The sequence below is a fragment of the Peribacillus simplex genome, assembly GCF_001542915.1.
Lineage (GTDB): Bacteria > Bacillota > Bacilli > Bacillales > DSM-1321 > Peribacillus > Peribacillus simplex_B.
The window spans coordinates 117,867-139,247 of the sequence record NZ_LNNH01000029.1; the positions used below are offsets into that span (position 1 = coordinate 117,867).

Annotated in this window: 18 protein-coding genes and 2 riboswitches; of the genes, 12 read left to right on the top strand and 6 right to left on the bottom strand. The window is 44.5% G+C overall.

Annotation, left to right across the window (positions count from 1 at the left end):
• Positions 1-346: 346 nt before the first annotated feature.
• On the bottom strand, positions 347-1,171 hold the full coding sequence (locus AS888_RS15885) for an MBL fold metallo-hydrolase (protein ID WP_061143124.1): 825 nt from the start codon (positions 1,169-1,171) through the stop codon (positions 347-349).
• A gap of 213 nt (positions 1,172-1,384) precedes the next feature.
• Positions 1,385-1,491: riboswitch (SAM riboswitch) on the top strand.
• A gap of 69 nt (positions 1,492-1,560) precedes the next feature.
• On the opposite strand from AS888_RS15885, the gene AS888_RS15890 reads away from it, so the two are divergent.
• From AS888_RS15890 to AS888_RS15915, 6 genes are all read left to right on the top strand, one after another.
• The gene (locus AS888_RS15890; RefSeq protein WP_061143125.1) at positions 1,561-2,577 is read left to right on the top strand and encodes a methionine ABC transporter ATP-binding protein; all 1,017 of its coding nucleotides are present in this window, start codon (positions 1,561-1,563) and stop codon (positions 2,575-2,577) included.
• Complete coding sequence (locus AS888_RS15895) at positions 2,564-3,232, top strand: methionine ABC transporter permease (RefSeq protein ID WP_061143126.1); 669 nt, start codon at positions 2,564-2,566, stop codon at positions 3,230-3,232. Before AS888_RS15890 ends, AS888_RS15895 begins: the two co-directional genes overlap by 14 nt.
• A gap of 57 nt (positions 3,233-3,289) precedes the next feature.
• On the top strand, positions 3,290-4,111 hold the full coding sequence (locus tag AS888_RS15900) for a MetQ/NlpA family ABC transporter substrate-binding protein (RefSeq protein WP_061143127.1): 822 nt from the start codon (positions 3,290-3,292) through the stop codon (positions 4,109-4,111).
• A 76-nt stretch (positions 4,112-4,187) separates the two neighbouring features.
• Positions 4,188-5,294 (top strand): iron-containing alcohol dehydrogenase family protein, encoded by a 1,107-nt coding sequence (locus AS888_RS15905; protein ID WP_061143128.1) that lies wholly within the window; start codon positions 4,188-4,190, stop codon positions 5,292-5,294.
• A 325-nt stretch (positions 5,295-5,619) separates the two neighbouring features.
• The gene (locus AS888_RS15910; RefSeq protein ID WP_061143129.1) at positions 5,620-6,507 is read left to right on the top strand and encodes a PucR family transcriptional regulator; all 888 of its coding nucleotides are present in this window, start codon (positions 5,620-5,622) and stop codon (positions 6,505-6,507) included.
• A gap of 127 nt (positions 6,508-6,634) precedes the next feature.
• The gene (locus tag AS888_RS15915; RefSeq protein ID WP_061143130.1) at positions 6,635-7,780 is read left to right on the top strand and encodes an ABC transporter ATP-binding protein; all 1,146 of its coding nucleotides are present in this window, start codon (positions 6,635-6,637) and stop codon (positions 7,778-7,780) included.
• A 66-nt stretch (positions 7,781-7,846) separates the two neighbouring features.
• Here AS888_RS15915 and AS888_RS15920 read toward each other — a convergent pair whose 3' ends face one another.
• On the bottom strand, positions 7,847-8,089 hold the full coding sequence (locus tag AS888_RS15920) for a hypothetical protein (RefSeq protein ID WP_061143131.1): 243 nt from the start codon (positions 8,087-8,089) through the stop codon (positions 7,847-7,849).
• Between the two features lie 110 nt (positions 8,090-8,199).
• The gene (gene fumC / locus AS888_RS15925) at positions 8,200-9,582 is read right to left on the bottom strand and encodes a class II fumarate hydratase (RefSeq protein ID WP_061143132.1); all 1,383 of its coding nucleotides are present in this window, start codon (positions 9,580-9,582) and stop codon (positions 8,200-8,202) included.
• Between the two features lie 323 nt (positions 9,583-9,905).
• Positions 9,906-10,018, top strand: a riboswitch (SAM riboswitch).
• A gap of 85 nt (positions 10,019-10,103) precedes the next feature.
• Between fumC and AS888_RS15930 the strand changes: the two genes are divergently transcribed.
• Together AS888_RS15930 and metC are read left to right on the top strand one after the other, a co-directional pair.
• The gene (locus tag AS888_RS15930) at positions 10,104-11,216 is read left to right on the top strand and encodes a methionine biosynthesis PLP-dependent protein (protein WP_061143169.1); all 1,113 of its coding nucleotides are present in this window, start codon (positions 10,104-10,106) and stop codon (positions 11,214-11,216) included.
• The gene (gene metC, locus AS888_RS15935; protein WP_061143133.1) at positions 11,213-12,394 is read left to right on the top strand and encodes a cystathionine beta-lyase; all 1,182 of its coding nucleotides are present in this window, start codon (positions 11,213-11,215) and stop codon (positions 12,392-12,394) included. The genes AS888_RS15930 and metC overlap by 4 nt, the downstream gene beginning before the upstream one ends.
• Before the next feature lie 92 nt (positions 12,395-12,486).
• On the opposite strand, the gene AS888_RS15940 is transcribed toward metC, so the two are convergent.
• From AS888_RS15940 to AS888_RS15950, 3 genes are all read right to left on the bottom strand, one after another.
• On the bottom strand, positions 12,487-12,735 hold the full coding sequence (locus AS888_RS15940) for a type B 50S ribosomal protein L31 (protein ID WP_061143134.1): 249 nt from the start codon (positions 12,733-12,735) through the stop codon (positions 12,487-12,489).
• A gap of 123 nt (positions 12,736-12,858) precedes the next feature.
• Positions 12,859-14,877 (bottom strand): ABC transporter ATP-binding protein, encoded by a 2,019-nt coding sequence (locus tag AS888_RS15945; RefSeq protein WP_061143135.1) that lies wholly within the window; start codon positions 14,875-14,877, stop codon positions 12,859-12,861.
• Positions 14,874-16,625 (bottom strand): ABC transporter ATP-binding protein, encoded by a 1,752-nt coding sequence (locus AS888_RS15950; protein WP_061143136.1) that lies wholly within the window; start codon positions 16,623-16,625, stop codon positions 14,874-14,876. Before AS888_RS15950 ends, AS888_RS15945 begins: the two co-directional genes overlap by 4 nt.
• A gap of 515 nt (positions 16,626-17,140) precedes the next feature.
• Between AS888_RS15950 and AS888_RS25840 the strand changes: the two genes are divergently transcribed.
• From AS888_RS25840 to AS888_RS15965, 4 genes are all read left to right on the top strand, one after another.
• Entirely contained in the window at positions 17,141-17,314 is a 174-nt protein-coding gene (locus tag AS888_RS25840; protein WP_155645517.1) for a hypothetical protein, read from the top strand.
• Between the two features lie 103 nt (positions 17,315-17,417).
• Positions 17,418-18,533, top strand: a complete 1,116-nt coding sequence (locus AS888_RS15955; protein ID WP_061143137.1) for a DUF2515 family protein — start codon at positions 17,418-17,420, stop codon at positions 18,531-18,533.
• A gap of 68 nt (positions 18,534-18,601) precedes the next feature.
• A complete protein-coding gene (locus AS888_RS15960; RefSeq protein ID WP_221408613.1) occupies positions 18,602-18,964 on the top strand; it encodes a hypothetical protein in 363 nt (120 codons plus the stop codon).
• A 285-nt stretch (positions 18,965-19,249) separates the two neighbouring features.
• A complete protein-coding gene (locus AS888_RS15965) occupies positions 19,250-21,364 on the top strand; it encodes a peptidoglycan D,D-transpeptidase FtsI family protein (protein ID WP_061143139.1) in 2,115 nt (704 codons plus the stop codon).
• Positions 21,365-21,381: the final 17 nt, after the last annotated feature.

Consider the following 21,381-nt stretch of genomic DNA (forward strand, 5'->3'; position numbering starts at 1 on the left):
CGGACCTACTACCTTCTGTACTTGTCCCTAACCAGCTTACATGCACTCACACAAATTCTTAGATCCGTTCGCGCAAAAAAATATTTTTATCGAGTTGAAAACAGCTAGGAACGGACCGCTCGCGGATAAGCGAGTGCATGAAGCGGAAAGGAACGATCGCAGTCCAACCTCTTAATCATGATTACGGCCTCATCAACAAAAATAACTGTAAGCAGCCTCCATTATTTGCGAGTTTGCCTACAGTCTAAATGGCTTATTACGCTTTTTACAAGCATGAAAACCTCTCACTCTTCCTTCCATCAGTCAATTGTCAGGAACTGATTACGTATTCTCTTGACAATATACCCTACTTCCTTGTTTTCTCACTTGCATCCAGAACATTTTCTTTCAATATCGATGTAATGATATGCTCCGAATCCCATTCATGCTCCGATATTTCGATAAGGGGGTATCGATGGGGTAAAACGAGATGCTGAATCTCACGCACCGTTCGTCCTTGTTCATGCAAAAGCAAAATTTCACCACGGAGGTTTTCCAAATAATCGAGTTTTTTTCTGAACATATCCTTTCCATTCGGAACATGCCCGGCATGGCAACAAAACATCTCCCCAAAGTCATAGTGAAGCAATCTTTTTATGGAATTAATGATTACCGGAACGGACTCTTCCCGCAGAACAAGTTTTGTTTTTGGAGTGACGAAAAGATCGCCTGAAAAAAGCATGCCGGTATTGCGATTCAAATACACCATATGGTCATGCGCATGACCGGGGGTGTAAATCGGCTCCCATGCTTGGCTTCGGGAATGAACGGCCTCCCCAAGCGGCTCAGCTTTGAAAGCATCCCTCCTTCCCCAAAACATTTTACGATAAGCGGGATATTCTGCATCTTTCGCACAAGCCTCAACCGACATCGTATGAATGAATATCGGAACCTTTTTATGTTCCTGAATCCAGGCGGCTCCTCCCGTATGGTCTTCATGATAATGCGTAAGGGCCACCGAATCGAAGTCGGCTGACTCAAAGAAAGGAATGAGTCCATCCATTAAAATCTGGGCGCCCGTATCAATCAGAAGACCGTCCGTTAGAAACACATAAACGCTCATCCCCGACCTGGCTCCCCCCGGAATTCCGTGCACACAAACCACATCATTTACCGTCTTAACCTCTATCATGAACCTGCACACCCTTCATATTATAAGATAGCTACACTCCACGTTTTTTCTATTTATTACAATAAATGTATTACCATCCCCCCCCATTTGACAAGGAATTAATGGAACAAGCAAAAAAAATTATTCTAAAATCACAGAATTCATTGACAATGAGGTGATTAACAAATACTATAGAATATATTAAAAAAATTGAAATATTCCAAAATAATAATTTACTTATCAAGAGTGACGGAGGGATCAGGCCCTGTGATGTCCGGCAACCGCCCCAATCGGGAACGGTGCCACTTCCTGCAGAATGATTGCATTCTGAAAGATAAGACGAGATATAATTTCGCTGCCTCTTTCTGAATGATAGAGACAGTTTTTTTTATGCTTAAGGGGGTTGGCTCATGATTGAAATCCGTTCAGTCAGGAAGGAATACATATCGAAGAAAAACCGAGTTATCGGAGTGGATAACGTATCTTTAACCATTCAAAAAGGGGAAGTATATGGAATTGTCGGCTACAGCGGAGCAGGCAAAAGCTCATTACTTCGCTGCTTGAATTTGCTTGAACGTCCGACAGCAGGAAATATCATCATTGACGGAACTGACTTAACCTCTTTATCTAGCAAGGAGCTGCGTAAGCAACGTCAAAAAATCGGAATGATCTTTCAGCACTTTTCCCTGGTCAGTTCCAAAACCGTTTTTGAAAATGTGGCTTTTGCCTTGAAGGCAGCGCATCAATCGAAGGGAGCCATTACGTTACGTGTTTTACAACTGTTGGATATCGTAGGACTCAGCGACAAAAAGGATGTTTATCCCGCCCAACTTAGCGGCGGCCAGAAGCAGCGGGTCGGAATCGCTCGTGCATTAGCCAATGATCCCACTGTATTGTTATGTGATGAGGCGACTTCAGCCCTTGATCCCACCACGACTAAAGCCATCTTACAGCTACTGAAGAAAATCAGTCGCGAACTTGGCATCACCATCGTATTGATTACACATGAAATGGAAGTGGTCAAGGAACTATGCCATCGGGTCGCGGTCATGCAGGATGGGCGGGTGATAGAAGAAGGTTCTGTTTATGAAATATTTTCACAGCCTAAAGAGGAGTTAACGAAAAAATTCATTAGCAGTGTACTGGATTTTGAGCTTCCCTCACATTTGATTGAGGAAAGTGAAGGCACGATCATAAAAATTCAATTCGAAGGGCAAACGGCAGGTGAATCGATTCTCTCCGATACCCTACAATCTTATTCGGTAAAGGGTAATATCCTGCACGGGAAAATCGAGTATATTCAGGATATACCTTTAGGGATATTGATCATCGAATTGAATGGCGATGCTGCTGAAATCCATTCGGCATTAGCCTATATAAAGAATCGTACCAGCTCTGTGGAGGTGCTAAAACATGTCACTGCTTGATTCCATCATCAATATCCTGCCTGACCTTAATAAAGCATTCATTGAAACGATTTATATGGTGGGTGTCTCACTGGCGGTTGCCCTTCTTATCGGCTTGCCGCTTGGCGTATTACTGTTTACGACAACGAGGAACTTGTTCTTCGAAAATAGTGTCTTGAATCGTTCTCTCGGCTTCGTAGTCAATATTGTCCGTTCCATCCCATTCATCATTCTCTTGGTCGCCCTCCTTCCTTTAACGAATTTGCTTACGGGATCGACGATAGGACCAAAGGCTGCTTCCGTATCCCTCTCCGTTTCCGCGATACCTTTTTTTGCAAGGATCGTTGAATCGGCATTGCGCGAAATAGACAAAGGGGTGATTGAGGCGGCAATCGCCGTCGGTGCCACGCCGTGGATGATCATAAAAGATGTACTTCTGCCTGAGGCAAAACCGGGTATCATCCAAGGACTTACATTAACGACCATTTCCCTTATCGGTTATTCCGCCATGGCAGGAACGATTGGGGGAGGCGGAATTGGTGACCTGGCCATCAGGTTCGGATATTACCGCTATGATAATACGGTCATGATCACGACGATCGTCGTCTTGATCTGCCTTGTACAAATCATCCAAATGCTTGGTGACAAGGCGTCATATTTAGTCAACAAACGATAGAATCTTTCTTTTACCCATGATTCAAACCATACATAACATTTTTAGGAGGAAGTTTATATGAAGAAAATAGCTTCGTTATTATCGGTATGTGCCCTTGCCCTTGGGTTGACGGCTTGCGGAAGCGACAATGCATCCCCAAAAACCGAAGACAAAAAAGAATTGAAGATCGGGGCGACCACCGGCCCATACGCCGATATGGTCAATGAAGCCATCAAACCAGGTCTGGAGGATCTCGGCTACAAGGTGGAAATCGTTGAATTCACTGATTATATCCAGCCGAATAAGTCGCTTGGCAACGACTCGATCGACGCAAACCTATTCCAGCATAAAGTGTATATGGAAAACTTCGCTAAAGAAAATAATCTAAAGCTCTCTGACCTTATCATCGTTCCTACAGCACCGATGGGGATTTACTCGAACAATTATAAATCGTTAAAAGACATTAAAGACGGCGCATCCTTGGCTTTGCCAAATGATCCGGTCAACCTTGCACGTGCACTTAAAGTATTGGTCGATGAAAAGTTGATTGAAGTCGATCCAGATGTCGATCCTTTAAAAATTTCTGAAAAAGACGTAACGAAAAACCCTAAAAATATCCAATTCAAGCCATTGGAATCCGCCCAATTGCCTCGGGCAACGGAAAGTGTCGATCTATCCGCGGTGCCAGGCAATTTCGCGCTTGCAGCAAAAATGAAGCTTGAGGACGCCCTTGTATTGGAAAATATGCCAGATATGTATCGAAACGTCGTCGCTGTGAATACAAAAGATGTAGACGCTCAATATGCCAAGGATATTAAAAAAGTGGTAGAGTCCTCCGAGTTTGAAAAAGTGATCGATAGCCATTTCGTCGGTTTCGGAAAACCTGATTGGATGAAGTGATCGACCAAAAAACTTAAATTCGAGGCCTGCGTCCCTTTTTGTGGAACAGGCCTTTACATGAAGGAGAAAAAAAACGATGAATACCCTACTGGAAGTCCGCAGCGGTCCCTCCTACTATGCCTGCATGGCTAATATTCTCGATACGCTGGAAACAAAACTAAATAAAGCGAACATGCGTAAAGTGCTTGTTATTCACGGAGACAAATCGTGGGAAGTGGCTGAACCCTTCTTTCCTGCATTAGAAAATGTCGAAACGAAACTTTTAAAATATAATGGGGAGTGCAGTGATCTTGAGATTGAGCGTGTGGTTAAGTACGCACAGGAAGAAAACGTGGATGTCTTAATCGGAATTGGCGGAGGCAAGCTGCTCGACCTTGCCAAATCAGCGGGAAACTCCATTGGAAAGGAAATCATCCTCATTCCGACCCTCGCTTCCACTTGTGCCGCTTGGACACCATTAAGCGTCATTTATGATCGTAACGGTTCATATGTGCGGTTCGATATTCATGAAAAAAGCGCCTGGATGTTACTGATCGAGCCAGGAATACTGCTGGACTCGCCTATTGCCTATCTCCGGGCAGGAATCGGTGATACATTGGCGAAATGGTATGAGGGCAATGCACTCGTAGAAAAAATTGCGACCAAGTCCACCTGCATTGAATTGGCACACATAGCCGCGAAGCAATGCCAGGAAGTTTTATTGACACATGGAGAAGAAGCCCTGGCGGATTTGACAAAGGGAAAATGGACGGATTCCCTTCAGCGTGTAATGGAAACGAATATCGTCACGAGTGGCCTAGTGGGAGGCTTTGGTGACCAGTTCCTGCGAATTGCAGGTGCCCACTCCATTCATAATGGCATGACCTCCCTTGAACAAACTCATCATTTACTGCATGGGGAAAAAGTGGCATATGGCATTTTAGTGCAGTTATTGCTAGAAGGAAAATTCTCGGATATCAAACAGCTGCTCCCCATCTACGAATCTCTTAAGCTGCCGAGGACTTTATCCGAAATTGGCCTTACCTTGGAGCATAAAGCGGAACTGGAGCAAATGGCCGCCCTATCTGTAATGGAGGGTGAAGCCATCCACCTCCTTTTCCCTGATATAACCATGGAGAAAGTGGCAGCTGCCATGCAAAACCTTGAAGTCCTTACAAACCCCGCGAGCAAATCCATGAACTAATAGGAGATCCACGACCCACATCGTAAAAGCCATAAAAATAAAGGGTGAGGCATATTATGATTGCAAAATATGCCTCACCCTTTTACTTCTTGTACATTCATTTATTAAAAACGGCCCCAGCCAAAATGATGACGAGCCAAAGCACAATCACTAAACACAGCATAGTGGGCAAGATAGGAATAAACGTTACGAATATTTGTAATTTTTCTTTGAACTCCCTTTTAGAACCATGAGTTTCCTTTTTTGAAAAACATCTGTTACATCCTATTCTTTTGAACTTTATTTTTTTTCGCTATAATGATAGGGAGAAAGAAGGTGAAGAAAAGTGCTTGAAAATCTTAAACAAAAGTTCCCCAACGCGATTTATAATAAAGCCGATACAGATGACATCTCTGAATTTGTTTGGTTCGAGGACTCAATGGGAAGCATTCTCGGCATCCCCCGCTTTGAAATCACAGCCGAGGAAACCCGTTTATTGGAGCTGCTTTTTCCGTCTTCCTTGGACCATACCCCTTTCACCACGTTTTCGGAACCATCTTGGAATGCTTTTTTAACCGAACCTAATGCACCCCTGCCTTTGACAAGCTGGGAAAACGTGCGCTTCATTCACTTCAAGCTGAGTCATGCCGATTTTTCCCGGCCTGATTTTGAAGATGCCTGCCTTGCTTTCGTGCCATCCGACGCAGCCTTGATCTGGGACAATGAGACGGAGGGAATCCTGATTGAAACGGACAAGGGTGAGGCATTATCGAATAACGACCTGCTCGCCATCTCCTCTACACTGGAAAGTGATTTTTATGTAAAGACGCGGATGTTCACCGGGCGCTTTCACCTTGTCAGCCAAGACCTTCATAACCACAGGCTTCGGGAGAAAAAATGTTTTGCCTTGGCACAAGCTGAGTTGCCGGATTTGAAGGTGACCGATTTGGCCGATATCATCCCCTACATACTATTGAATCGGCAATCTGATGCGAATACGCAGTGGTATATCAATCAGATTCTTGGCAAGACCAGGAAGGATACGGAGCTTATCAATACGATCAAAACCTATATCGAGTGTAATTCCAATGCCACACATGCCGCCAAACAGCTTTATATACACCGGAACAGCCTGCAGTACCGGATAGACAAATTCACCGAGAGGACAGGACTCGATATAAGAAACTTTCGGCACGCATTGACTGCTTACTTGCTTATGTTATTGAATGATTGACTTTCCGTTTGCAAGAAAAGGATCATTATCCATTTTTGTGCAATGTGCACATACTTTTTTCTAAACTGATAGCTTAGACTATAGTTAATTGGTACAAGTAATCAGTAGTGTAAAAGGGGGATTTTTCATGGCAGAGCTAGTATTGGATCATATTTTCAAGATTTATGATAAAAAGGTGACGGCTGTTAAGGATTTTAACCTTCATGTTGCCGATAAGGAATTCATTGTGTTTGTAGGACCTTCCGGCTGCGGGAAATCGACGACTTTACGGATGATTGCCGGCCTTGAGGACATCTCACAGGGTGATTTATATATCGACGGCAAACGAGTCAATGATGTACCGCCAAAAGATCGTGATATCGCTATGGTTTTCCAAAACTACGCATTATATCCCCATATGTCCGTCTATGACAATATGGCATTCGGATTAAAACTGAGGAAAACGCCAAAAGCGGAAATTAAGCAAAGGGTCACTGAAGCGGCAAGGATCCTTGGTCTTGAAGAATATCTAAACAGAAAACCTAAAGCGCTTTCAGGCGGGCAGCGCCAACGTGTGGCACTTGGCCGTGCAATAGTAAGGGACGCAAAAGTTTTCTTGATGGATGAGCCGTTATCCAATCTTGACGCAAAACTCCGGGTCCAAATGCGCGCGGAAATAGCCAAGCTACATAAACGACTTGATACAACGACGATATATGTCACACATGACCAAACGGAAGCGATGACGATGGCGACAAGGCTTGTCGTCATGAAGGATGGCATCATCCAACAGGTCGGTGCCCCAAAAGACGTCTATGAGAAACCGATCAACGTTTTCGTCGGAGGTTTTATTGGATCACCTGCCATGAACTTTTTCAACGGGACATTAAAAGAAGGCTTCATCAAAATGGGTGAGCAAACGTTTGAGATACCTGCAGCGAAAATGAGAATGTTGCGTGATCAAGGCTATGTTGGAAAAGATATCATCCTTGGCATCCGGCCGGAGGATTTCCATAATGAAGGTGAATACTTCACGGATTCCCCGAATGCCCTATTCAAAACCCACATCGATGTGGCAGAACTCATGGGGGCGGAAATCATGCTTTACTCCACGCTTGAAGGACAGGACTTCGTTGCACGGGTAGATGCCAAAAATATCATTCATGCAGGCGAAAAAATCGAGCTTGCCCTCGATATGAATAAAGCCCACTTTTTCGATAAAGGAAGCGAACACCGCATTTTTGTCGAAGAGGACGAACAGATGCAGGAAGGTTTGAAATTGTCTGCTAACTAAACATAAAAAAAATACCCGTTCATGAACGGGTATTTTTTTATGTTTAGCCGGGATTCAAGGACTCTCCTATTCCTGAACCAATACCACTTCATCATGTCCGCATTCAGGGCATTTCATAAGGTGTGGACATTGGCCTTTTTGTAAGGATTGGGGGTAGCCGTCATTTAGCTTAAGTGTATCGATATCCATATAAGCACTGTATTCATCAGCGTAATCCATGAATTTCCCTTTATCGTCAAGATCATTGCCGCATTCGGGGCAATTCACATGGATTTTTCTCAGACCGTTGCAAAGCGGGCATAAAGACATTGTGTTTCCTCCTTTTCCAGCCTTTGATCCTTAGTATTTGTTGATAGGATGATTTTAACACATTGAAACACCCTCCCCAAAGAAACCAGCGGGAGGGCATTCTTCTGCTATTATTTATTGACCATGTTAGCTGGGTCGACCCATGCATTGAATTCATCTTCCGTCAGGAATTCCAATTTCAACGCCGCTTCTTTAAGGGTTGAGTTGTCCTTGAATGCAGTTTTGGCAATTTTGGCCGCTTTTTCATAACCTATGTGCGGGTTCAACGCCGTAACAAGCATTAGCGAACGATCTACATTTTCTTTGATTTTATCTTCATTGGCAGTGATGCCGACTGCACAGTTATCGTTGAAGGAATGAATGCCGTCCGTCAATAATTTAACCGTTTGCAGGAAGTTGTAGATGATGACCGGTTTGAATACGTTCAATTCGAAGTTCCCTTGGCTGGCTGCAAAACCAATCGTGGCATCGTTACCGACAATTTGTGTTGCAATCATGGTAAGCGCTTCACTTTGGGTTGGATTCACCTTCCCTGGCATGATGGAGCTTCCTGGTTCATTTTCCGGGATGGCAATTTCACCAATTCCGCTTCTTGGGCCACTTGCCAGCCATCTGACATCGTTGGCAATTTTCATTAAATCCGCTGCCAAGGCTTTCAGTGCGCCATGGGCGTACACGATTTCATTATGGCTTGTCAGGGCATGGAACTTATTATCCGATGTGACAAAAGGATGTCCTGTATCCGCAGCGATTTGTTTTGCGGAAAGTCCAGGGAATTCTTTTTTTGTATTGATTCCGGTTCCAACAGCCGTTCCGCCCAGCGCTAGGTTCAATAATTTTTGGCTGCTTTCCTCAATCATCTCCAGGTCTTTATCAAGCATCGCTTTCCAACCGGATATTTCTTGTCCTAAAGTTAACGGGGTTGCATCTTGAAGATGTGTACGGCCAATTTTCACGACATCCCAAAATTCTTTTTCTTTTGCATCGAATGTATCTCTTAGTACTTTGATGGCAGGGACCAGCTTTTCAGCAACTTCCATGAAGGCCGCAATATGCATGGCAGTAGGGAATGTATCATTGGAGCTTTGGGCTTTGTTAACGTCATCATTCGGATGCAGGGCAACGGATTCCCCTATTTCTTTTAACCATTCATTTCCTTTGTTAGCGACCACTTCATTCACGTTCATATTACTTTGCGTGCCGCTCCCCGTTTGCCAGACAACAAGCGGGAAATGTTCATCAAGCGTACCTTCGAGGATCTCACCGCATATCTTGACGATGGCATTCTTTTTCACTTCCGATAAATCACCAAGATCATAGTTCACCTTCGCTGCAGCCTGCTTAACGTATGCAAACGCACGCACCAATTCAATCGGCATTCTTTCGTTACCGATTTTGAAATTGTTCCGGCTTCTCTCGGTCTGTGCTCCCCAATATTTATCAGCAGGCACTTTCACTTCACCCATCGTATCTCGTTCGATTCTGTATTCCATGTGTTCTCCTCCTATGGTTGCACTATTCATCGAAGATCTTATGTATTAATAAATGAATAATGTCGTAATATTCTTTCTCTCCATCCATTGTACAAACATTATTATTTTAAAGCAAAAAAAACCGGTCAGGCCTGCTCTTTTTTCTAAAGGGATCATTCAGGGTTCACTTGAAGGCTACTTCCCCTACATTTCCAGTTTTTTTTATTAACGTAAAACGTTGCCGCGCTGGGTTTCAATAGGTACATCCATGCAATCCCTTACCAAATTCTCCTTGACAGTATTTTGTATATATAGTAAATTCAAAAGAAATTTAATAATCTAAACTCTTATCGAGAGAGGTAGAGGGAATGGCCCGATGACACCTCAGCAACCTTCATTTGTTCCAACGAATGAAAAGGTGCTAATTCCACAAGTTTTTGAACTTGGAAGATAAGAAGAATGACTCGTCCCCATTTAATCAAAGTCTTCTTCTTAAAGAAGACTTTTTTTTATTTTTATTACGCAAAGGAGCAGTGAAAATTATGTACAAAACCGAAACATCTCTTGCTCAATTAGGAAATCGCAGTGAAACGGCGACAGGAACGGTCAATCCTCCCGTCTACTTCTCGACAGCCTTTCGTCACGAAGGGATTGGCCAATCGACTGGCTTCGATTATACAAGGACAGGTAATCCCACACGCCAACTATTGGAACGTTCGATCGCCGATCTCGAAAAAGGCGATCAAGGTTATGCCTGCAGCTCGGGGATGGCCGCCATTTCTACGATACTGGCGCTTTTCAAATCGGGGGATGCTTGGATTGTCAGCGAAGACCTTTATGGCGGTACATATCGTCTCTTGGAACAAGGCTTTAAGAAATGGGGATTGAAGTGTGACTATGTAAACACATGTTGTTTGGAGGATATCGAGAATGCCATCACTCCTCACACGAAAGCCATCTTCATCGAAACTCCCACTAATCCCCTTATGCAGCAAACGGATATTGGCGCCATTGCCGCATTGGCCAAACGATTCAATGTATTGCTGATCGTCGATAATACTTTTTACACGCCTCTCATTCAACAGCCCATCCTGCTTGGCGCCGATATCGTGATTCACAGCGCAACCAAGTATCTCGGCGGCCATAACGATGTACTCGCCGGACTGATCGTGGCTAGCGGCGCGGAATTATGCGAATCACTAGCCTTCCATCATAATGGCACAGGAGCTGTGTTGAGCCCCTTTGATTCATGGTTGTTGATGCGCGGAATGAAAACTCTTGCACTTCGGATGGAACGCCATGAAAAGAATGCGAAAATACTTGTAGATTACTTGTCGGAGCATGATTGTGTATCGGACGTATTGTATCCCGGAAGAGGCGGCATGATTTCATTCCGGATCATCGATGAAGACGCTGTCAACCCATTTTTACAATCGCTCTCCCTGATTTCGTTTGCGGAAAGCCTTGGCGGTGTTGAAAGCTTCATCACGTACCCGGCCACACAAACACATGCCGATATACCTCTTGAGGTCAGGACGGCGAACGGGGTTTGTAATCGCCTCCTCCGCTTTTCCGTAGGTATCGAAGACAGCGGAGATTTGATTTCCGACTTGCAGCAAGCATTCGCGCATGTAAAAAGGGAGGCCCTCCGATGACAGATCATGATTTTAGCTTTGAAACCAAATTGCTTCATAATCAACATAAATTCGATGCAACGACTGGCGGTGTGAGCGTTCCGATTCAGCACGCCTCCACTTTCCATCAATCCGATATCGATCAATTCGGCAAATATGATTACAGCCGAAGCGGGAACCCGACTCGCGAGGCGTTGGAAGAAATCATTGCCGAACTTGAAGAAGGCACACATGGCTTCGCCTTTTCCTCAGGTATGGCGGCCATTTCAACAGCTTTTCTGCTGTTATCTGCCGGGGACCATATCATCATTTCCGAAGATGTGTACGGGGGAACGTTCAGGATGGTGACCACAGTCCTGACCCGTTTCAAAATTGAACATACTTTCGTTGATATGACGGACCTCGAAAGCATCGAAGCGGCCGTTAAGCCAAATACGAGGGCCATTTACGTCGAAACGCCTTCAAACCCATTGCTGAAAGTGACCGATATTTCCGCCGTATGTGATATCGCCAAAAAAATTGGTGCCTTAAGCTTTGTCGATAATACATTCTTGACGCCAGCGCTGCAAAAGCCTTTAACACTTGGCGCTGATGTTGTCCTTCATAGTGCGACGAAGTTCTTGTCCGGGCATAGTGATGTAGTAGCTGGGCTTGCAGTGGTAAAGGACCCTATATTGGCGCAAAGGCTCGGTGCCCTCCAAAACTCCTTCGGGGCCGTTCTTGGTGTTCAGGACGCCTGGCTTGTGATGAGGGGGCTGAAAACCTTGTCCGTAAGAATGGATCACTCCCAAAAAGGGGCTGAAAAAATGGCCGCCTACTTGAAGAATCATCACTTGGTGAAAAAGGTTTATTATCCTGGACTTGCGGATCATCCCCAGCATGCCATCCAGAAAGGTCAATCGCTTGGGGCGGGAGCGGTCCTTTCCTTTGAATTGGCAAGCGAGGAAATTTTCCGTTCGTTCGTGAACACCGTTGAACTCCCTGTCTTTGCCGTAAGCCTAGGCGCGGTGGAATCGATATTATCCTATCCCGCTAAAATGTCACATGCTGCGATGCCTGCTGATGAAAGGGATAAACGGGGCATCACCAACAGCCTGCTACGTCTCTCCGTGGGACTTGAAAATCCGGATGATCTAATCAAGGACTTCGATGCTGCACTAATCAATATCGCCAAAGGGGAAGTTCTAGCTGCAAAATGATGAAAGGTCGCTCCCCCATATTTCAATGGGGCACCCTTTATTTCATTCCATAACAATGGATAAGGACCATCGATCGCTCGATGGTCCTGCTATCATTTCTTCATATTATATTTTTCAAGAAAGCGATCGACTCTTCCGCCTTTTTCAGCGAACTTTTGCTTTCCTGTATAAAAAGGATGCGTATCTGAGCTTATCTCCACTTTTAATAATGGATACGTTTGACCGTCTTCCCACTCGATTGTTTCGTTCGACTTTTTCGTTGAACCCGTCAAAAATTTATATCCGCTGTTCGTATCCATAAATACTACTTGTTGATAATCAGGATGAATATTTTGTTTCACTATTATCACCTCATTGTTAGGATAACTATATCTTAAACGTAATGATTACTATTATCAAGTGATATGCTTGAGTGTGCCAAATTGGCACACTCATTATTATTTGTACATTCGTTAATGATTACTTCATCCTGCCATCCCTTTATGGGGACCAACCTGCAGTTCATACATTTGATAATATTTCCCTTGCAATCCCATTAGCTCCTCGTGTGTCCCCTTCTCGGCAATCCGCCCTTTATCGAGGACGAGGATTTGATCGGCATTTTTGATCGTGGAAAGTCTATGGGCAATGATGAAGGTCGTTCTGCCTTTTTTCAGCACTTCCATCCCCTGCTGGATAATCGCCTCTGTTTCGGTATCGATGCTTGCCGTTGCCTCATCCAAAATTAAAATCGCTGGATTGAATGCCAGGGCTCTGGCGAAGGAGATTAGCTGACGCTGTCCGGAAGACAGTGTTCCGCCTTTTTCGATTACCGGTTCATCCAGTCCTAAAGGAAGATGCTTCAGCACTTTGTCCCCGCCCACATCCTTTAATGCCTTTTCGACCATTTCCCTCGTGATGCCATCATGATCGAGGCTGATATTGGAAGCGATGGTGCCCGTGAACAAATAAGGATCTTGAAGGACGATTCCCATATGCTCCCTAAGGGTTTGATGCGGAATATCCAAAATATCCTTTCCATCTATTTTGATTTTCCCTTCACTGCTGTCATAAAAACGGAACAATAAATTCATGATCGAGCTTTTTCCTGAACCTGTGTGACCCACCAAGGCGACAGTTTCCCCTTGTTTAGCCGAAAAGGTAATGTCTTTTAACACATATTCATTTTCCTTATAACCGAAAGAAACGTGTTCGAAATCTACATTTCCTTTGTATCTGGCTCTGCTTTCATCACGGACAGCCACCCCCTGCTCATCCAATAAGCTGAATGTCCGTTCTCCTGCAACGAGCGCCTGTTCGAGGCTGGCGAATTGATTGACGATGCCATGAAGTGGATGGAGCAGGCGGCTGATCAAATCGACAATCGCATACATCACCCCTAAGGAAATCGCCGAGCTCGCTGTCATGGATATCCCACCGAAATACCAGACGAATGCGATTAATGCCGAAACCTTAATGACTCCGATCAAATTCCCGCCCGTCAATGAATTTAAATGCAACATTTTATTTTGATAGGAATAATGCTCCCGGTTCAAATCCTCAAACGATTGCTTCGTTTCCTTTTCACGTCCAAATGCCTGGATGATGCTCATTCCGGAAATGGATTCGTTGATCATCCCATTGATATCACTAATCCGCTCCCGGATGATATGATTATATTTCGAAGCGAATTTACGGTATACCTTGGTCCAGATAACGATGATCGGTATAAGCAAAAGGCCCATCGCCCCTGCACGTGAATCCAGGATGAACAAAGCGATGAGAACGCCAATGATGTTGATCGTACTCGAAAAGAAACTGGCGAGCACCGTGACATACAATTCCCTGATCGCCTCTGTATCATTCGTTACCCTGGCCACCACTTTCCCCGCTGGCATATTATCGAAATACCTGATCGGCAAACGGGATATATGCGTAAAAATATCGTTTCGCATTCGTTGAATGATCCTGTTTGCCGCTTTCTGCAAATAAAAGCTTTGCCCATATTGAAAAATCGATGAAAGGATGACAAGCCCAAAGTAAAAAGCGACTAGCTTAATGATGCGTGGGATTTCAGGCTGGTAAAATCCCATCACTTCCTGACTCTTCAATCTCTCTATCTGAGCTTGGTGCTCCTTCCCGTTTTTATTGATGATTAATGTTTGGCCTTCCAAGGTCCTGCGCCCATCCATAGGTACTGCTTCATTTACGAAGACAAATTGATTACCCACCTGGAAAACGTGAACCTCCCTGCCTTTTTTCTCACCTTCAGTAAAGTAATCTGCACGTTTGTACCAATGATCATCATACTTAACAGCATCTTTTCCTTTTTCCGTTTCATACCAGGACGTTTCGATGCCGAGTATATGTGAATCGATGATTTTCTTTGCGACAAACGGACCCGTTAAATCTGCCGCTACAGATAGTGCCAGCATGATCAATGCACAAATGATCAATTTTTTATAAAGGGCTGCATAATGAAATAGTTTTTTCACGACCGTCATGCCCTCACCCCCGTTCCTTCGTCAACCTGCTGCCGCTCGTATTGCTCCCTATACCAGCCATGTTGTTGCAGTAAATTTTCGTGTGTACCTTCTTCGATGATTTCCCCGCTATCCAAAACGATGATCACGTCGGCGTGCTGGACGGCTGATAAACGATGCGTCGTGATGATGGTCGTTTTCCCTGCCCGTTCTTTTTGAATGTTTTCGATGATCGTCGTTTCCGTTTTTGCATCCACGGCAGATAACGAATCATCCAAGATAAGGATCTCCGGATTTTTAATCAAAGCCCTGGCAATAGATATCCTTTGCTTTTGACCTCCAGAAAGAGCCACCCCCTTTTCACCAACAAGTGTCTCAAGCCGATCGGGAAGCATCATCAAGTCCTTCTCAAAGTCGGCAAGCCTGATTGCTTCAGCCAGTTCTTCTTCAGTTGCATCCATCTTACCGAATAAGATATTTTCCCGCACAGACCTTGAGAATAAAAAATGGTCCTGTGGAACATAGCCGATCCACTTGCGGATTTCTTCAAGATCCAATTGCTCCAACGGTATGCCGGAAAAAGCGATTTCACCTTTACCTAAAGGATATTCCCTGAGCAATTGCTTCACGAAAGTCGTTTTTCCGCTTCCTGTTTTTCCAACGATCCCTAACGTTTGCCCACGTTCAAGTTGCACGGAAACATTGGCTAGATTCATGACCGATGAAGATGGATATGTAAAAGACACTTTTTGAAAATGAATATCTTCCGGGTTCGGAATACTCTCCAACCCCAATGGATTTGTCACATCCCTTTCATATGAAAGCGTATCTTGAACACGGTCAAGCGAGGCATTTCCCCGTTGCATGACATTGATCAGTTCACCCACTGCGATCATCGGCCAGATTAGCATGCCAAGGTACACATTGAACGATACAAGCCCGCCAAGAGTTATCGACTGCTGGAAAACAAGATAGGCTCCATATCCCAAACCGATTAAATAGCTGATGCCGATGATGATTGAAATCGTCGGATCGAAGAGGGCGTCGATCCTTGCCACGGCAAGGTTTTTACGATAGACATCCTCGGTCATTTCATCGAATCTCTTTTCATCCTGCCGCTCCTGGACGTAAGCCCGGATGACGCGGACACCAGAAATCGATTCCAGAACCTTGTCATTCAACGTACCAAAGGCTGCCTGTGCATCGGTAAAGCGCTTATATATTTTCTTCACGTAGATTTGCATCATCACTGCCATGATCGGCAGCGGCAGCACCGCCGCAATCGTCAATTCCCAGCTGATGGTTGCGCCCATCATGACGACGACCGTTATGGTGAAAAGCACCGAGTCGACAAGGGTCAATATTCCAAAACCAGCTGTAAGCGATATTGCCTTTAAATCATTCGTAGCCCTGGCCATTAAATCCCCTGTCCGGTTTTTCTCATAAAAAGTCGGCGTCATTTTCAGTAAATGGCCCATGAACCCAGACCTTAGTTTTCGTTCAACCAAGTTCCCGCCGCCGAATAACAGATAACTCCATAAGTACCCAAACAGGTAGCTGCCGCACAGTACCAGCAGCAAATAAATCACGTATTTCATGATTGCTTCTTGCGTCATATCGCCGTTATTCATATCATCGATGGCGTTCCCGACGAGCTTTGGCGGGATAACCTCCAAAATATTCACCAGGCACAAAAATAAAATGGCCCAGGTATAGCGCTGCCATTGTTCTTTAAAGAACCAGGACAGTTTCTTAAAAATTGCAAACATGAATTCCCCTCCCTTTTGTTCAAAACCTTTTTCGTAGCTAACCGCTTTCCGGATCTCCTGGCTGCTGCATGACTCCCAAACTATTTTGTCTCATCGTGCTTCCCCCTATCTATCAAATGGAAAGGATGCTTATGCTCCTTAATTCCCCAATGCCAAAAAGCCTCCGCCTTTTAGCGGAAGCTTTTTTAGATGCGTAAGAACACATATAAAGGCGCAGGCCGCGAAAAATCCACAACCTGCGCTTTGGAATGATCAATGGTTTTCATTTTGAGCTTTGCCTAGAAAGGCATTTGATCAAGGCAGGCGGACGTATGAACATATTCAATTGAAGTTTTTATTTGCTTAACTGATTTAGTCATGACGTTCGCCTCCTTTTCCATAAATAATGGTAATTTCCAACTCGTGTTTAAAGATTACTACGGGAGTATATTTTTGTCAATTGTGACTTTTCTAGATTATTGCGGTATTATCCTTTATTCTTATAAGAATGACATAACGTAAGGAGGTTTAAGCATATGGATTGGAGAAAATATATACTCTTGGCGGTACCGTTTTTATTTCTATCCATTTTCATCTTGTTTGCCGTACCGGTCCAATATAGGACGTTATCTTTTATCCCCGTGTTACTTTTCTGGATAGTTTATTATATTTTATTGAGCAGGGAAAAGAAGAAGAAAAATAAAAAATGAAGGAAAATTTTCATCACCAATCAATTTGAAGGGCGTTGCAAATGCAAAGCCCCTTTCTTGACCTCTCTGCATATAATGGCTGAAAAACACGAGTGGTGATCGCATGTTTTCCCAACTTGCACAAAAGCTGTTAGGCACATCCCCTGTCAAGACCAAGCCTCTCATCGATTCTGAAAGATTCGTCCTGCTAAAAACTCAATTACGAAAAGAGCTATTTCAGCCTGACGAGGAGTCTAAGGCATTTTTCCCCGAGGAAACCGCTCTTGTAAAAAGGATCCGAACCGAAACGGCAGCCTTGAACCGTAATAATATGACGAGAACGCATGCTTATCTTGCCTATTACCGCCGTAACCCCGAGGTTCATTGGGCCCTTTTGGCACATATGGTTTCGAGGAATGGCGGATACCATATGACCGACCTGAAAAGCTCGTCCATGACCCAACTGCTCAGCCAAGAAGAACGGCGGAAATTCTTCCTTTTCCTGGAGCGCGCCAATTCAGCCATTTTTGCCGATGCCTTTCCTCAGCTCCTTTTATATGAACATTCTAAACATAAGGAACTTCGCTTAAGAAAGTATTTCCCCATTTTCCATATATCAAGATTCATGGCCCCGATTTGGGAATCTTTCATCCAAGAACCCCATTCCCCCCTTTTGACGACAGCCCTTATCATCAATGAGCAAAGCATGATTCAAGAACGGGTGTTGAAACGTACCCGTCATGGTGAAATCCTCCTAAGGCTTGATTTTCAGCTGCAGGAATTTTTAGGCTTCACGAACGTAATCTTCCCTTTTGTAAATAAGCAAGACGGAATCCGTTCCTTAACCGGCCTTACCGTTGAACGCTTTGCCGATCCAAAACGGCGAATTGAAACGGGAAAATTCCTGTATGAGCTCCTTTTTGAGCACCCTGATGTTTTTCATGGCGTTGGAGAGTTCACGAACGCGGTTCCACACACGGGCTCAAGGATGGATTACTGGGAAAGCATTTATACCTCCGATCCGTTTGCAAATAATGACAAAGTCTATAGCCCTTCCCTTCTAGATGCATGGGCAGATCATCCTTTCTTTCCTCCCCCACCGATCGATTGGTATACAAATGAAAGCTTCATCGGGCATTTACAAGACTCCCCACTCATTAAAAAGGTGGATTTGACCAAAAAAGTGCTTGAAAATGTCAAACATCTCAAAGCCATCAACGAACTGAAAAGCCTATTCTAGCAGGACGAAGCCTCTTATTCTGAATATCCCATCCTCCATTTGGCAAGAATGGATAGCAAAAAGAATGGGTGAAGCCAATGAGAGGCATCGTACTATTGAATCCGAACTATTCGATCGGGGAATTACATATGAAGGATAGCTTTACAATCCAACAGATCGTGACGAACAAGTATATGGAAGAAAACAATATTTCCCCGGTCATACTAAATCCTTATCAGCTCAATCTCCATTACACGATCCCGCATGAACTGCTATACAATTTACAGAATAAGAAAATCGATCAAATCGATTGCCTGGTCCTGCACTCCATGGAAACGTTGGAGCGGTTCATCTATATCTACCCTGAAAAATGGCTCGCGTTATCCGGATATTTCAAAGAGATCATCCCCGTTACCACTCAGACGCCCGTCAAGAAATATGAAGCCCATTAATTTTTGGAATCCGTTGGCGCGGATCATTCATTTCACCTACAAAAGCCCCCTTTTAAGTGTCTGCCGCGCTTATCGAATCCATCAGTATCTTTCCACATCTTCAGACATTACAATTATAGTAATTTTCCCAATCATAAGATTACGAGGTATTTTCTAACTATATAACAATCTTTTGGAAATATAGATAAAATTACGGATAAAGCATAGAAAAATAAGTTAATTTTATATATCATTGGAGATAGGAATTTTCTTATTTTTTACTTTTACTAGAAAGGAATGTTACTGATGGCCAAAGAGAAAAAGAAAAAAACCCCAATTCCTTTCCGACTGAACTTCATGTTCTTTTTAATATTCATTTTATTTTCAAGCTTAATAATCCGGCTTGGCATCGTCCAAATCGTATATGGAGATGATTACCTTCGCGAAGTCGACCGGACGGAAAACGATGTGGCCAATACCCCTGTTCCACGTGGGAAGATGTATGACCGCAACTTCAATCCCGTCGTCGATAATGAGCCGCGCAATGCCATTACTTATACGAAATACCCAAATACAAAAACCGCCGATATGGTGAAGACGGCGGAGATTCTTGCTACCTTGATCGAAAAAGATACGAAAAAGGTAACGATTCCGGATAAAAAGGATTTTTGGATCTTAAAGCATCCGAAAGAAGCCGAGGCGTTGATCACCAAGGCCGAGAGGCAGAAGATTGCCGAAAAGAAATTAGAGCAAAAGGATTTATACAAGCTTCAGTTGGAGCGTGTCACCGAGGAGAATATCAAGGAGTTCACCAAGGATGAATTGGAAGTGATAGCCATATTCCGGGAATTCAATAGCGGCTATGCCCTCACTCCGTCGATCGTGAAGAACAAAGATGTCTCCACAAAAGAATTCGCGAGGGTTAGTGAGCATTTGGATGAAATGCCGGGCTTGGACGTCACGACGGACTGGGAAAGGACCTATAAGTATGACGAAACCCTTCGCTCGGTCCTTGGCAAGGTCTCTTCCTCCGAAGAAGGAATTCCCAGTGAGAATATCGACTATTACCTGGCACGCGATTACACCAGAAATGATAGGGTCGGTAAAAGTTATATTGAAAAGCAATATGAAGATGTGCTGCGTGGTCATAAGACGCGGGTTGAAAATGTGATGAGCAAAGGGGAAGTCATCCAAACGAATACCCTCACGGAAGGGCAAAGCGGAAAAGACTTGATCCTGTCAATTGATATGGAATTGCAGCAAAAGGTCGAAAAAATCATCGAGCACGAATTAAGGCGGGCGAAGGCCAGGGGGAATACCTACCTTTTGGATCGCGCCTTCGTCGTCTTGATGGACCCGAACACAGGCGAGGTGCTCACGATGGCCGGCCGGCAATATGGACCTAACAGTAAAACAGGCTTGACTGAAATGAACGATTTCGCCCTCGGGAACATTACGACCTCCTATACGATAGGATCATCCGTTAAAGGGGCCACGGTATACACGGGCTACCAGACGGGAGCCATTTCACCGGGGTCTGCTTTTTTTGACAGAAAACTCCATTTAGCAGGGGCCCCACCGAAAGGCTCTTATAGTGATTTAGGGTATGTAACGGATGTCTCCGCGTTAAAGAAATCGTCGAATGTCTATATGTTCATGACCGCCATCAAGATTGCCGGCGGCCATTATATTCCCAATCGGCCGCTCGGGATCAACCGGGAAGCTTATGCGATCATGCGCAACCATTATGCCCAATTCGGATTGGGCGTCCGTACCGGCATCGATCTGCCGAATGAATCGGTCGGGTTTAAAGGAGTCGATATGTCAAAAGACGGATTGCTGCTGGATTTATCGATCGGGCAGTATGATACGTATACGCCGATGCAGTTGGCACAATACGCATCGACGATTGCAAACGGCGGGAAAAGGCTGGAGCCGAGGATGGTCAAGGAAATCCGGAACCCTTCCGACGAGCACAATCAGTTGGGCAGCGTCTTTAAATCGATGAGCCCGAAAGTGCTGAACGAATTAGGCGGTAAGGATGTTTGGATTCAGCGTGTCCAGGAAGGTTTCCGGCAGGTTGCCCAGGAGCCAGGTGGGACGGCGTATAAGTATTTTGGCGGGAAACCGTATCGGGCTGCAGCGAAAACGGGAACAGCCGAGGCCTTTTACGACGGACCGCGGAGGAGTCAATATAGTGCTCCCGTCCCGACCATCAATCTGACGCTTGCAGGGTACGCACCTAACAATAATCCGGAAGTGGCATTCTCTGTCGTCGTGCCATGGGTATATCAAGGCAAGCCAGCTGACGATATCAACAAACGGATCGGAGAGCAAGTAATGGACGCCTACTTTAAATTAAAGGAAGATCGAGCAAAAGGTAAGTCCGATTCAGACAAGAAAGCAGAAGACACTCAATAATCTAGCTGGGCCTGCTC